Here is a 14,478-nt window from a genome sequence, read left to right on the forward strand (position 1 = left end):
TATGATAAACAGCAAATTAATATATAAGATTTTAGGGCAACTGCTTTTCATAGAAGCATTCCTGCTCTTCGTCAGTCTGCTGGTAGCTTTCTATTACCAGCAGGACGACATCTTTGCCTTCATTGTGGCAACACTTACCACCATCGGAGGCGGACTGGTGCTGAAATGGCGAGGACACGGAGCCGATAACTCAATGTCGCGCCGTGATGCCTATCTCGTGGTAACGCTCTCATGGATTGTATTCAGTTTCTTCGGAACCCTCCCCTTCATGATAAGTGGATACATCAACAACTTTACCGATGCCTACTTCGAAACCATGTCGGGATTTACGACAACGGGAGCCACGATATTAGACGATGTAGAATGTTTCCCCCACGGACTGCTTTTCTGGCGTTCGCTCACCCAATGGATAGGCGGTCTGGGAATCGTGTTCTTCACCATCGCCCTGCTGCCATCGCTTGTAGGAGGACAGACCAAGGTGTTTGCTGCCGAGGCAACAGGACCTATCAAAACGAAATTGCATCCCCGGCTTTCCACTTCGGCCAAATGGATATGGAGTATCTATCTGATGCTCACCATCGCCTGCATCATATCCTACTATGTGGCGGGAATGAATCTCTTCGACAGTTTCAACTATGCGATGAGCACGACGGCAACGGGTGGTTTCGCTACCCACAACAGCAGTACCGAGTTCTTCCATTCACCAGCGCTGGAATACATCTGTACGTTCTTCTGTTTCCTGTCGGGTGTGAACTTCACCCTGCTCTATGCAGCCGTCATCAAGTTTAAAATCAAGGATCTGTTCAAGAACTCAGAGTTTAAGTTCTATGCATTCATGGTTGCTGCATTCAGCGCCTTCATCATGGTAGAGCTGATGGTGATGCGCAACTACGATGTGGAGCATGCCTTCAGAAGTGCCATCTTCCAGGTGGTTTCTTTCATCACCACCACCGGTCTGTTTAACGACGATGCTGCTGTGTGGCCTCATGTTACCTGGGTGGTATTGGCAGCCTGCATGTTCTTCGGAGCCTGCTCGGGCAGTACGAGTGGAGGTTTGAAATGTATCCGTGGCGTGATGCTGGTAAGAATGGTGAAGAATGAATTCCGCCAGATTCTGCATCCTAACGCCGTGCTGCCATTGAAGATTGATGGTGTGAACGTACCGATGCAGAAGCGTGTTACGCTGCTTGCCTTCCTCACCACTTATCTCATCATCTGTCTGGTGATATCGTTCACGATGATAGCCATGGGCATCGACAATACCAATGCCATCACCATCACCCTGAGTTGTGTGGGTAATGTGGGACCTACGCTGGGTACGGAAATCGGACCAACCATGTCGTGGAGCGAACTGCCGGATGTGGCAAAATGGTTCTGCTCGCTGATGATGCTCATCGGTCGTCTGGAAATATTCAGTGTGCTGGTTATCTTTACACCAGCATTCTGGAGAGAGAACTAACATACCCAGAGGGGGAGTTAGAAAATAAAAGAGAAGTTGATATTTGAAGTAAGAAATACGCTTACTAGACTAAGTATATTTCGCACAAAAAGCGTTATATATAATAAGGTATAGGTTCAGCAAGAGCCTTACCGGAGAGTAAGAAACCGTACTGAAGAGTACATTTATAAACTAAATATAGGTAATAATGAAACCATTAAAATTTCAACCGCTATTAAAATCCACCATCTGGGGTGGCAGTAAGATTATCACTTTCAAGCATCTCGACGTAAAGCAAGAGAATGTGGGAGAAAGCTGGGAAATCTCTGGAGTACCAGGAAATGAAAGCATCGTAGCCGATGGCGAGATGCAGGGCAAGAACCTCAACGAGGTTGTTGCAGAACGGAAGGGAAGCTTCCTCGGAGAAGAGAACTACAAGCGTTTCGGCAATGAGTTTCCACTGCTCATCAAGTTTATCGATGCCAACCGCGACCTCTCTATCCAGGTGCATCCTAATGATGAAATTGCCAAGAAGCAAGGTAAGGAACGCGGCAAGACCGAGATGTGGTATGCGCTGCCATGCGAGCCGGATGCCAAACTCTACAACGGCTTGAAGATGCAGATTACTCCTGAGCAGTACAAGGAGATGGTAGAGAACGATACCATCACCGATGCCCTGGCTCAGTATAACGTGAAGGAGGACGACTGCTTCTTTATCCCAGCCGGCAGAATCCACACCATCGGAACAGGCTGTTTCGTTGTCGAGATTCAGCAGACCAGCGATGTTACCTATCGCATCTACGACTTCAAGCGCAAGGACAAGGATGGCAACTATCGTCAGCTCCACACCAAGGAAGCTGCCGAGTGCATTGACTACACCGTATTGCCAGACTATCGCCAGCACTACACTCCTGCCAAGAACCAGGGTGTAAGTATGGTACAGTGCCCTTACTTCACCACAGCCGTTTATGATCTCGATGAGCCAATGACACTGGATTATTCAGAGTTGGACAGCTTCGTGATTCTGATTGGCTTGAAGGGTGAGGCTAAGATTACCGACAACGAGGGTAACGAGATTACGCTCCAGGGCGGCGAAAGTATCGTTGTTCCTGCCAGCACCAAGACATTGAAGGTAGAAGGAACCCTGAAGTTCCTGGAGACATACGTATAATTTTAAAGGTAAAAAGGTAAAAAAGTAAAAAGGTAAAAAGAGCCTGGCGGGATATCATCTGCCTGCTTTCTTTTTACCTTTTTACTTTTTTACCCTTTTACCTTTTTACTTTTTTACCTTTCTAAATACTTTTCCACATCCGCCTGAATCTTCTGGAATTCGGGAGAGAACTGGTAGAAGGTGTTTTTCTTCATCATCATTTTTACCTTGCCCAGACTGTTCTCGTAGCATGCCATCTCGGTGCGGGCCTGCTCGGAATGGAGGGCACGGTCGCGGATTTCATTCTCCCTATCGTTGCGCAAAGCATCGCAGACGCTCTGGACGATAGGACTAACTACCAGGTCGAAGAGATGATGACCCTGTATATATAAATAGGTATTGCTCTCGTTTACACCCAGATTATTGAGGTAAAGAGCCATTTCATCCAACTCATCCTTAAACTTCTTGAAGCGGCGCTCCAGCTGGAACAGCTTTGCCCGCACCTTCTTTCCCAAATAATCTATCGCCCATTTAGGATCCTGGATTCGGACAGAAGGCAGCATGATGACCTTATCAAACTCCGCCATATCAAAATGCATCGACATCTTGCGATGACGAACATAAAACAGCATGTGCCATAAAAAGAGGGGCCAGATGGTACGGGAATAGGACTCAAGAAAACGCTCGAAATCGAAGATGCGACGGTCGTTGAGCGTCACCATCACACAGGTTTCGTGCAATCCTCTGGCATAACATTGGAAGTTTTCAATGGCATAGGCATAGGTATGGAAGATGTAAGGATTCTCCAACATCTGCTGGGAAGACTCGGTTGAGCCCTGACGCAGATAATCGTAATCGGCATCTACACAGGCTATCATATCCCTACCTACTCCCTTCAGCATACTGGAGATAGCAGCCTTCTTGCCTCGGTCTAAATGCTGGTTACGGGTAGGCAGCATGATATCAAAATAGCGTTTTTCATTTTCAAACTTTCCCAGTACAGAACGCCAGAAGAAGACATCATCATAGCTCTCGACGTAAGCCACAATCTTGCGCCGAGCCTTCTTCGAGGTCATCCTGTTGGCTGCCTCGAAGAACTGGGAATTGATATTATCGGTTAAACGTTTAGCCATAAGCTGAAAAAATCAACATTCAACACTTAACATTCAACATTACGAAATCGTAATATCATTCACATCCGTCACCCTATCGGTCCATCCATCCATGACCACAGCAGGACTGTGGGTGGTCATGATAATCTGGATATTCGGATTAAGCTGCAGCACCAGACCGATGAGCTGCTTCTGCCATTCGAAATGAAGGCTGATTTCCGGCTCATCCATAAAGAGGACGTATGACTGGTTGTCCTCCACCAGCACGGTGAGGAGGATGGCAAGAATCTGCTTCTCACCAGCCGAGAGCTGATAAGGCGAGAGCTGCTCGCCTATCTGATTGAAGCGGATTTCATTGGCTGTACGAATGATGGTCTTGCCGGTATCCTTGAAAAGATTATCTACCATATCCTGGAACAACTTCTTCGGTTCACTCAGTTTCTGAGCCTTGAAGGCTGCATCCGGTTCGCCACTCTGCAAGACGGCGATGATGCGGTTGCCGATGTTCACCTGATAATCCAGATACTTGCGCTGCAGCTGGAAGAGCTGCCAGTCGAGTTCGGTAACCAGGGTAAGGTCTATCTTGTTGATCATCTCGGCATTCATCAATGGTCTATCTACCGAGCGGATTACATCGTAGCGAATCCACTTTGCCTCCTCCGGCTCCACCTTCAGATGCACGCCCTTGATCATGTGACTAGGGAATTCACCGCCAGCCGCCAGACCCTTTACCACCTTATTTAATATAGTACTCTTGCCCACGCCGTTTACACCACTCAGGATATTGACACGGCGGTCGAGGTTCCAAAGAATATGTTTGGTACCGCTCCAGAGAGATTCAATCTCTATCTGTTTGATATAATCAGCATATTTCTGCATAAGAATAATCTCCTATCTTTAATAGTCAAGAACAGAAAAAAACTATTGTCTTAGCTTCTTAACTCCTTTAAGTTTCAAAAAATATACCGCAAATATAGCAAAATTCCTCGAATTTTTGTACCTTTGCACTCGATTTTATTCAAAAATAGGAAGATTTAAATAGAAATAAGGAAAAAATGGATAACAAACGACCTCTTATCGCCCATCTGTGCCTCTTCTGTTCCGGCGCATTCTGGGGACTGATGGCTCCCGTAGGCAAGGATGCCATGCTTCACGGCATCGACGGCATCGACCTGGTGAGCTTCCGTGTATTGGGTGGTGCCATTCTCTTCTGGCTCACCTCGCTCTTCACCAAGAAAGAGCATGTTCCAGTAAAAGACATCTTCAAGTTTGCTGCTGCCGGACTCTTCGCCCTCGTGTTCAACCAGTGTTCTTACACCATCGGTCTGAACATGACTTCGCCTAGCAATTCCAGTATCATGACCACTTCGATGCCTATCTTCGCCATGGTTCTCTCCTTCCTGATATTGAAGGAGCCTATCACCTGGAAGAAGGCGCTCGGTGTATTGATGGGATGCGCAGGTGCCGTCATCATCATCATGACGAGTGCTACGGCTGGCAATGCCAAGGTGGGAAACATCTGGGGCGACCTGCTCTGTATGTCGGCGCAGCTTTCCTTCGCCCTCTACCTGTCGCTCTTCAAGAACCTGCTGTCTAAATATTCGCTCTTCACCATCAACAAGTGGATGTTCCTCTGGGCAACGGTCCTGATATGGCCTTTCACCATCAGTCACGTGATGAGCATCGACTTTGCACAGGTTCCGATGAGCACCTGGTGGGAAACGGGCTACGTGGTTCTCTTCGGCACTTATCTGGGCTATATCTGCATGATGATTGGTCAGAAGACCCTGCGCCCTACCGTGGTGAGTGTATATAACTATGTGCAGCCTCTGGTATCGGTCACCGTGAGTGTCATCGTGGGGCTCGCCGTATTCAAGGGTATGCAGGCAATAGCCGCCATCCTCGTGTTCTCAGGTGTATGGCTCGTGGTAAAGAGCAAGTCAAAGAGAGATATCGACCAGCACGATCACAGTCTGGCCTACGAGAAAAGACATGCTTAAAAGATTTAATGTCGATTTATAAAACTGAAACTGTCCCCATCTGAGATAACAGATGAGGACAGTTTTTTATATAAGAAAAGAAGATCAGCAACCGAAGTAAACCATCAGTCCGCCCAATACGATATACAGCAGGGCGTATGGGATGGCCGAACGGAGAATCTCTCCATCCTTTCCCTCCATATCGCAGGCTGCAGTAGCAATGGCGATACTCTGCGGACTGATCATCTTGCCACCAGTGGCTCCCGTGGTGTTGGCAGCAACCAGCCAGTTTTCCTGACCGCCCTCCAGACCGAAGAATGTGCTCTGCCCCGTCATACCCAACTGGTTGGCAACATGAGCCTGGAGCTTGGCAAAGAGGATATTCGAAGAGGTATCAGAACCCGTTACGAAGGTTCCGATGGCACCAATCATCGGCGCTACCAGAGGATAGTAATCACCCGTCACAGCCACCAGTCCGGAGGCGATGGCAGTAATCATTCCCGAATAGTTCATCACGCTCGCCAGGGCTATCAGCGAACAGATGGTCACCACCGTCTTGCGCAGATTCACCGTGGTACGGGCAAGGAGCACCATCAATCGTTTGAGGCTCAATCCCTGTATCAATCCACCAATCGTAGCACCCAGGAAGAGCATCAGGCCCGCATTGGAAATCCAGCCAAACTTAAAGGTGCTATCGAGCACAGGCAGATGAACCGCACTCACCAGATGACTTTTGAGGAAAGCATTGACCGGAGGACAGAGTGCGCCGGAAACCAGGATGAATATCAATATAAAGAGGTAAACGCTCCATGCCTTCAGGCTCTCGGCAAGCGTAAAGATTTCCTTATCCTGCACCTTGCTCTTTCTGGCAAACACCTTGGCGTATGCGATGATGGCGATAATGGCAGCCAGCGAACCGATGATGGCTGGTGTCTCCGAACCGAGATAATAGCCGCAGACAAACTGCACTACCACGGAAATCACTCCCACCCAGAGGGCGATGATGAGATTCTTGATAAGATTGTGCTTATCGGTAAGCGTCAGGATGATGAAAGGCAGGATGATAAAAAGAGGTGCCAGCTGGATAATGGCGAAGGCCGAAGTCTCGCAAATCTGTGCCGCCGAAGCCGATCCGCTTTCAGCCACCTCATTACAGAGCGTAGTAACCGGTACACCCACGGCACCAAATCCCGTAGCCACGGTATTACCGATTAAGGAAACCAGAGCCGAGAACATCGGTTTGAAGCCGAGTCCGATGAGGATGGCAGCAGGTATCGCCACCGCCGTTCCGAAGCCCGCCATACCTTCGAGCAGTCCGCCGAATCCCCATACAAGGAGCAGCACGAGCAGCCCCTTATCATCGGTAATCGATGTAAACTGCCTCTTGATTACCTCTATCTGCTTGCTTTCCACGAGGATATTATAGCTGTAGATAGCCATCAGGATGATGATGAGAATCGGGAATACCGCCTTCAGGATGCCTTCCACCACCGCCCATCCCGTCAGGGCGATAACACTGTCCTCCGCATGTTCCGGGGCAATCATGCCCAGCGGCGAAGCAGCGAAGAGAGCGAGCAACACGGTAACTACGAGCGTCAGCAAGGCGCTTTTATGACCTGCCATCTTGAAGCCGAGCATCAGGATGAACAGCAACACGATGGGAATAATAGAAACTACAGATGCCATAAGCCATTCAGTTTTTTAATGTTTTCGATTGCTAAATTTTATGTTTATGCTTGCAAAAATAACATTTTTCTTTGAAAAAAGAAAGCATTTTTTGAAAAAAATATCTTCTTAGATGTCCGATTTTTCAATTTCATACGTCTATAGAGTGTAAAGGTTATGAGAACAGAAGAATTCAACCATATCATCCTACCGATGCGCAGCGACCTGAAAGCGTATGCGCTAAGGTTGACTGAGAGTGACGACAATGCCGAAGACCTCGTGCAGGAAGTCATGCTCAGGCTGTGGGACATACGCCAGAATATCCAGGCAGAAGATAACCTCAAGGCGCTAGCCATCACCATCATGCGCAACAAGTTTTATGACCAGTGCAGGCATGAGGAGCGGAACTTCACCACCGACAATGTGATGGAAGTACCCATAGAAGACCGGCGGGCAGAGCAACGGGACGAGGTAAACCTCATCAAGCAGATAGTGGCACAGCTACCGCCCTTGCAGCAGCAGATATTCCGCATGAAGGAGATAGAAGGCTATACTGCCGATGAAATCATGCAGATAACGGGATGCACTGCCGATAATCTCCGAAAGAATCTCTCCAGAGCACGACTCAAAATCAGAGAGACCTATATGAATATCGTGAAACAGAACAGAACAAAATAAAGAAGGAGGAAAGAATATGAACGATAAAATAAAAAGAATACAGGACTTGCTCGACAAGTATATGGATGGTGCCACATCCAATGAGGAAGAGGCAACGCTCAGAAAATATTTCGAAGAGCATGCCAATGATATTCCGGAAGAATGGGAATCCTATCGCGCTCTCTTCGGCTATATCGGATTCGAACAGATGAATCTTTCTCAAATTCTAAAAGAAGAAGAGAAGGAGATAGAAAAGGAGGATATTGCAAAGGAGAATATCGAAAAGAAGGAAGAAGGGGAAATCCTGAAGAAGGAAGCTTCTCGCAGCAGATGGCTCAAATATTTTGGCACTTCTGTGGCAGCAGCCGCTATCATCGCATTCCTGATTGTGGGCATCCAGAAGATAGCCCAGCCTCAGCCTGAATGTTATGCGGTTATCGATGGAAAGGTTTATACCGACCAGGAGTTCGTTCACCACGAAGCCCTGGATGCCCTGGAAGATGTTTCGGCAGATTCTGAAGATCCATTCAGTGCCCTGGATATGATGAAACAATAAATTCATCTTTTAGATGAAACAATCAATCAAACTATAAAGTATAATATATATAATAAGGTATAGAATATGAAACGATGCAACTTGATAAAACGCTTCTTCATCGGACTGCTTCTTATCGTGGTAGCCTCGATTTCGGCTAATGCCCAGGAGGGGCTGTACGTAAAAAGTATATTCCAACGATTCGGGCACGCCAAGGGATGCAAGATGGTTACAATGCAGAATGCGCAACTCAAAGGTTACAGGCTCAAGATATACAAGAGCCTGGTATATAAGAACCATGCCACGGAAATAGCCCACTATCTGAAGTCCGACCGCAAAGCTGCGAAAAAGATCAGAGAGGTGGTGGAGAATGGCAAGATGGTGAGCGGCTATTACATGATGGCACCCTTGAGCAATGGCAACAACCGCTTTATCCTCTTCAGTAACCCGAGTAAAAGCAAGGGAACCGTGATTTATATCGAAGGCGACCTGTCGCCCGAAGATATCATGCAACTCTGCTATTCCAGAAGATAGAAACAACATTTTTCTTCTGGAATCTTCTCAATAAGAATAAGAAACAACATAAAATAAAGTATTATGAATCACTGCTGTCCCGTTTAGAAATCATCGGGCCTGAAAAGGCTTGGATATAGCCAATCCTCCGTCTCTTCTGTTGGAACAGCTTTGTTAAACAATTCATTTAAAGGAGTCTTGTCCGTAAGGAATAGACCCACGTTCTTTGAAATAGTGTGTAGCGATTGATCTATGTGCATCACTTTCTTTGCATAAGCTAAAAGCAAGTATGTGCATATGGCAATCCAGATTTGCAGATATATGGCATTCTCGGAAGTTCCATAAAAGGATTTGATGTGAAGGTGTTGCTTAATCCATTTAAAGTAAAGTTCCACGTTCCATCTTTCCCTATATAATTCAGATATGGTAAGCGCTTCATATTCCATGTTGTTTGTGAGAAACCTATACACCTTACTTGTTGCATAGTCCTCATAGGTTATCATTCTAAGTTCTTCAGGATACCATTTGGCAGTATGTAGTCCTGTTAATTTGATACGTTCATCAGAAATGATACCAGTACTCTTGTCAACTTCGGCTTCTGATACAACTTCAAAAAGCATGTTATCTTTTGCCCTAGTAACAAAGAATGCATTCTTCTTAGTTATCAACTTGAAGAGTCTGTTGAAATCTACATATCCTCTGTCCATCAAATAGATAGCAGAAGGTTCTATGTAGAGATCATCAAGAGCTTTTACATCATTAACTGATGCAGAAGTCAAATAAACTGAGACTGGAAGATTTCCTCGCAAATCGACTAATGTGTGCATTTTGATGCCACCTTTGTTTTTGTGATACTTTGCCCAAGGACATAATTTGAGACACAGACTTATAGTACTGCTATCAAAAGCATATACCATGTTGTCTAGGTCTAATCTGAACTTGTCTTTGACATAAAGAGGACGTACTTTTTTCAAAAGAACGTCTGCAAAATCTTTATAGATATGCCAATCTCGCTTCTCGTTAGCTTTTGCTAGAGTATTACGTGGTACAGCATAACTAATACCACAATGGTAAAGTTTGCTGGAGAGTGCCGTAAGGCAGTTTTCTATATCTCGAAGACTATCACGACCTGTTAATTGAGCATAGCTCATTACTAGGAATTGGTCTTTGCAAGAGAAGTCTCTTGCTCTGTAGTTTCCCTTATAACGGTCTACACAAGTTTTGAAATCACGTTCTGGTATAAGTGACATAATCTGAGAGAATATAGTTTTGCCTTTGTTCATCGCACACGTATTTTAAATATGCGTGCAAAGATACAAAATCAAATCGAATACACTATAAAAAGTCCGTAAACTTTTGAGTATTAATAACTTATTTAATAATCGTCTCGTTTTAACGGGACACTAGTGATTATGAATATCAAAAACGTAATGATGATGGCTGCCATGATGCCAGCCTTCGCCCTTGCTGAAACCAACAGCAACAGTGCACCAGCCTCTGTAGAGGCTAACGACACCACAATCAGAGTGAACGACCAGAACATCGTCATCAAGCAGGATGGTGAACAGACTTCTGTGAAGATATATAAGATGAACGGCAACGAGATGACCAAGATTTCCGAAACCCAATTCGTAGATGGTCAGGAAGTAGAAAAGGTATTTGTCACCTCACCATTCATCCCTCAGACCTTGAGCAAGCGCAAGCGCAGTCTGGAGAGTCATTATCCAACCTTCTTCTTCGGCTGCAGCCAGTTGCCAGGCAGCAGGGGAAGCATGGGAGGCAACAACGAGATGCACAGTCGCGACTCCAAGTCGTGGGAATGGGGCATCACCCTCACCAGTCTCTGCTTCCGCCTTTCCAACGAAATGGCGCTCACCTCCTCTCTCTCCATCGGACAGGTACACCACCATTTCAAGGACAATTATGTATTAAGCACCGAAAACGGGGTATCAGCAATGACTCCGATAGAAGGCGAAACGCTGAAGAAAAGCTATATCAGCTACAATGTGCTCCGCCTGCCTATCATGCTGGAGTGGCAGAAGCGCATAGGATGCCATGATGCATTCCTGGCGCTAGGTCCATCGGTAGAATACCGCTGGCACGAGCATTCCCGCTACTTCATCGGAAAGCACAAATATACCGAAACGGGCGATATCAACCTCAACCCTATCGGCCTGAACTTCGAGGCCCGTGCCGGCTACTCAGGAGTAATGCTCTACGCCCGTGCCGGAATAACCCCGCTGCTCAACAAGACCAAGGCTCCCGAGTGCTACCCGATGACCATCGGCTTAGGATTTAGACTGTAATTTCTCTCAAAAAAGTGGCGATAGGTGTGCGAAATCTCATAAAAAAACATAGATTTCGCACACCTATCGCCACTTTTTGCTGTTTAACGGCCAAACTCGGAAGTGAAACACAGCCAAATTGGGTAACAAATCACGGCCAAATTGGGTAATTTTGCCCATTTTTCTGCTAAAAAATGCCCGAATACCACAAACGTGGTAGCAGGAATACTACTCATATGCTATTTCAGAATCCAAAAAATCGCCGTACCTTTGCAGCGTCAATCAGAACAAACAGCATGATGACTTTCAGAAGGACATCAGAATGTCTTTCAGAGAGAGAACATCAATCTGATTTTTGGGCGACAAATTTATATAAATGAATAAGATTGAATATTAACGTAAAATTAAAGAAAGGACATAGATTATGAGTACAGAAAAGAAACTTCGCTTTGAGACACTTCAGTTGCATGTAGGTCAGGAAAATCCAGATCCAGCTACCGACGCTCGTGCGGTGCCTATCTACCAGACCACAAGTTATGTGTTCCGCAACTCTCAGCACGCTGCCGATAGATTCGGACTCCGTGACGCAGGTAACATCTATGGTCGCTTGACCAACTCTACTCAGGGTGTATTCGAAGACCGTGTGGCTGCCCTCGAGGGTGGTGTAGCAGGTTTGGCTGTCGCTTCTGGTGCTGCCGCCGTTACCTACGCTCTGCAGAACATTCTTCAGAATGGCGACCACATCGTAGCTGCCGACAACATCTATGGTGGTACTTATAACCTCATCACTCATACATTATCCACACAGGGTGTCAGCTACACCATCGTGGATCCTCGCAACTTCGAGCAGGTAGAGGCTGCTATCCAGGACAATACCAAGGCACTCTATGCAGAGACCTTCGGAAATCCTAACTCAGATGTAACCGATATCGATAAGTTGGCAGAGATTGCTCATCGCCACAACATCCCATTGATTATCGATAACACCTTCGGCACTCCATACCTCATCCGCCCTATCGAGCACGGAGCAGACATCGTGGTTCACTCAGCAACCAAGTTCATCGGCGGTCATGGTTCATCTCTCGGTGGCGTCATCGTAGATGGCGGTAAGTTCGACTGGAAGGCAAATGCCGACAAGTTCCCTACTCTCGCTAAGCCAGACCCATCTTATCATGGTGCCGTATTCGCAGATGTAGCCGGAGCAGCAGCCTTCGTAACCCGAATCCGTGCGGTCATCCTTCGTGATACCGGTGCAACCATCTCTCCATTCAATGCCTGGATTCTTCTTCAGGGCTTGGAGACATTGAGCCTCCGTGTAGAGCGTCACGTTCAGAATGCATTGAAGGTGGTAGAGTATCTGGAGAACAACCCTAAGGTGGCTAAGGTTAATCACCCAGCCGTTCCTTCTCATCCAGACCACGAGCTTTACAAGAAGCTCTTCCCTAACGGCGGTGGTTCTATCTTCACCTTCGATATCAAGGGCGGTGAGAAAGAGGCATGGGAGTTCATCGACCACCTGCGCATCTTCTCTTTGCTGGCTAACGTAGCCGACGTGAAGTCACTGGTTATCCACCCAGCAACAACCACCCACTCTCAGTTGAGCCCAGAGGAGTTGGAGGAGCAGCACATCTATCCTTCTACCGTTCGATTGAGCATCGGTATCGAGAACATCGACGATCTGATTGAGGCACTCGATGAGGCATTTACGTATGTGAAGTAATTTCAGTGTTGAATGTTGAATGTTAAATGTTGAATTGCCTGACGGACAATAACGGCATTCAACATTCAACACTCAACATTAAAATTCAACATTCAACACTCAACACTCAACACTTAACATTAAAAAAATCATTATGGCAAAGATATATAAACAGATTACTGATTTAATCGGTAAGACCCCATTGGTAGAATTGGGGAAGTATTCAGCATCCAAGGGGTTGGAGACTCCTGTAATTGCTAAGGTAGAATTCTTCAATCCTGGCGGAAGCGTAAAGGATCGTATCGCCCTTGCGATGATCGAAGACGCTGAGCAGAAGGGCATCCTGAAACCAGGTGCCACCATCATCGAACCAACCAGCGGTAACACGGGTGTAGGCCTGGCTCTGGTATCAGCCGTAAAGGGCTACCACCTCATCCTCACCATGCCTGAAACCATGAGTGTGGAGCGCAGAAACCTGGTGAAGGCTTACGGCGCAGAAGTGAGACTAACCAGCGGTAAGGACGGAATGCCTGGTGCCATCAAGGCTGCCGAGGAGCTCCGCGATTCCATCCCAGGCTCTGTGATTCTGGGACAGTTTACCAACCCAGCCAATCCTACCAAGCACTATGCCACAACCGGACCAGAAATCTGGGCAGATACCGATGGCGAGATTGATATCTTCGTAGCCGGTGTAGGAACAGGTGGAACCATTTCGGGTATCGCCAAGTACCTGAAAGAGCAGAATCCTAACGTGAAGGTGATTGCCGTAGAGCCTGCCACATCGCCTGTATTGAACGGCGGACAGAGCGGTCCTCACAAGATTCAGGGTATCGGTGCCGGTTTCATTCCAGAGACTTACTCTTCAGAATATATCGATGAGGTATTGGATATTCAGAACGATGATGCTATCAAGGCGGGTCGTGACTTGGCTCAGACCGAGGGTCTCCTGGTAGGTATCTCATCAGGTGCCGCCGCCTTTGCAGCCACCGAGATTGCGAAGCGTCCTGAGAACAAGGGCAAGAAGATTGTAGCCCTCTTGCCAGATACTGGTGAGCGTTATTTAAGCACTGTACTCTACGCTTTCGAGGAGTATCCATTGTAATTCACAATCGGATATTTTCTGATGGAAGCAAAATCTATCATAATTTCCCCAACCAGCTTTCCCATAGCAGGTTGGGGATTTGCATATCAAGCCTTTCTGTTCCTGTCAAACAGGCCTTGATAGGAGTCTGCTATGGCGTGGTGCGCCTCATCCACTACGATGAGTCCTGGCGTACACTTCGCCCGTGTCATGGTTGTCAAGAAACCATTTCACCACAGCCGCACAACTCCACAATCAGTGTAATCCATGCAATCTGTGGGACTAAAGAAGAGTAAAGTAGAAAAATATGAAAAGGCAATAAGCCAACAAGATGAGCAGAACTTTTATTCAAAGCTCAACCCAT

The 14,478-nt window shown here is 46.8% G+C and carries 13 protein-coding genes; 9 read left to right on the forward strand and 4 right to left on the reverse strand.

Going from position 1 to position 14,478, the window contains the following annotated elements; genetic code table 11:
* Position 1: 1 nt before the first annotated feature.
* Complete coding sequence (locus tag ONT18_RS09850; protein WP_264905268.1) at positions 2 to 1,459, forward strand: TrkH family potassium uptake protein; 1,458 nt, start codon at positions 2 to 4, stop codon at positions 1,457 to 1,459.
* Between the two features lie 187 nt (positions 1,460 to 1,646).
* Positions 1,647 to 2,609, forward strand: coding sequence for a type I phosphomannose isomerase catalytic subunit (locus ONT18_RS09855; RefSeq protein ID WP_264905270.1), 963 nt, complete (start codon positions 1,647 to 1,649; stop codon positions 2,607 to 2,609).
* Between the two features lie 113 nt (positions 2,610 to 2,722).
* Here the strand turns inward: ONT18_RS09855 and ONT18_RS09860 are convergent, their stop codons facing one another.
* Together ONT18_RS09860 and ONT18_RS09865 are read right to left on the reverse strand one after the other, a co-directional pair.
* On the reverse strand, positions 2,723 to 3,721 hold the full coding sequence (locus ONT18_RS09860) for a DUF4435 domain-containing protein (protein ID WP_118255590.1): 999 nt from the start codon (positions 3,719 to 3,721) through the stop codon (positions 2,723 to 2,725).
* Between the two features lie 39 nt (positions 3,722 to 3,760).
* Complete coding sequence (locus ONT18_RS09865; RefSeq protein WP_118139649.1) at positions 3,761 to 4,579, reverse strand: AAA family ATPase; 819 nt, start codon at positions 4,577 to 4,579, stop codon at positions 3,761 to 3,763.
* A gap of 176 nt (positions 4,580 to 4,755) precedes the next feature.
* Here ONT18_RS09865 and ONT18_RS09870 point away from each other — a divergent pair, with 176 nt between their 5' ends.
* A complete protein-coding gene (locus ONT18_RS09870; RefSeq protein ID WP_233338755.1) occupies positions 4,756 to 5,700 on the forward strand; it encodes a DMT family transporter in 945 nt (314 codons plus the stop codon).
* A gap of 84 nt (positions 5,701 to 5,784) precedes the next feature.
* On the opposite strand, the gene ONT18_RS09875 is transcribed toward ONT18_RS09870, so the two are convergent.
* Positions 5,785 to 7,365, reverse strand: coding sequence for an L-lactate permease (locus tag ONT18_RS09875; protein ID WP_264905274.1), 1,581 nt, complete (start codon positions 7,363 to 7,365; stop codon positions 5,785 to 5,787).
* A gap of 156 nt (positions 7,366 to 7,521) precedes the next feature.
* Here ONT18_RS09875 and ONT18_RS09880 point away from each other — a divergent pair, with 156 nt between their 5' ends.
* From ONT18_RS09880 to ONT18_RS09890, 3 genes are all read left to right on the forward strand, one after another.
* The gene (locus ONT18_RS09880; RefSeq protein WP_264905276.1) at positions 7,522 to 8,022 is read left to right on the forward strand and encodes an RNA polymerase sigma factor; all 501 of its coding nucleotides are present in this window, start codon (positions 7,522 to 7,524) and stop codon (positions 8,020 to 8,022) included.
* A gap of 16 nt (positions 8,023 to 8,038) precedes the next feature.
* Positions 8,039 to 8,557: a hypothetical protein gene (locus ONT18_RS09885; RefSeq protein WP_264905278.1), complete on the forward strand. Its 519-nt coding sequence runs from the start codon at positions 8,039 to 8,041 to the stop codon at positions 8,555 to 8,557.
* A 66-nt stretch (positions 8,558 to 8,623) separates the two neighbouring features.
* Positions 8,624 to 9,070, forward strand: coding sequence for a DUF6108 family protein (locus ONT18_RS09890; protein WP_006849394.1), 447 nt, complete (start codon positions 8,624 to 8,626; stop codon positions 9,068 to 9,070).
* Positions 9,071 to 9,153: 83 nt separating this feature from the next.
* On the opposite strand, the gene ONT18_RS09895 is transcribed toward ONT18_RS09890, so the two are convergent.
* A complete protein-coding gene (locus ONT18_RS09895) occupies positions 9,154 to 10,332 on the reverse strand; it encodes an IS4 family transposase (protein ID WP_264904630.1) in 1,179 nt (392 codons plus the stop codon).
* Positions 10,333 to 10,461: 129 nt separating this feature from the next.
* Here ONT18_RS09895 and ONT18_RS09900 point away from each other — a divergent pair, with 129 nt between their 5' ends.
* The 3 genes from ONT18_RS09900 to cysK all read left to right on the forward strand — a co-directional run bounded on the left by ONT18_RS09900 (position 10,462) and on the right by cysK (position 14,135).
* A complete protein-coding gene (locus ONT18_RS09900; protein WP_264905280.1) occupies positions 10,462 to 11,355 on the forward strand; it encodes a hypothetical protein in 894 nt (297 codons plus the stop codon).
* A gap of 403 nt (positions 11,356 to 11,758) precedes the next feature.
* Positions 11,759 to 13,054: an O-acetylhomoserine aminocarboxypropyltransferase/cysteine synthase family protein gene (locus ONT18_RS09905; protein ID WP_006849406.1), complete on the forward strand. Its 1,296-nt coding sequence runs from the start codon at positions 11,759 to 11,761 to the stop codon at positions 13,052 to 13,054.
* 133 nt (positions 13,055 to 13,187) lie between these two features.
* Positions 13,188 to 14,135 carry a cysteine synthase A gene (gene cysK / locus ONT18_RS09910; RefSeq protein WP_118255384.1) on the forward strand — a complete coding sequence of 316 codons (948 nt, stop codon included), beginning with the start codon at positions 13,188 to 13,190 and terminating at the stop codon, positions 14,133 to 14,135.
* Positions 14,136 to 14,478 lie beyond the last annotated feature (343 nt).

Origin of the sequence: Segatella copri, from assembly GCF_026015295.1 — a bacterium.
Lineage (GTDB): Bacteria > Bacteroidota > Bacteroidia > Bacteroidales > Bacteroidaceae > Prevotella > Prevotella copri_C.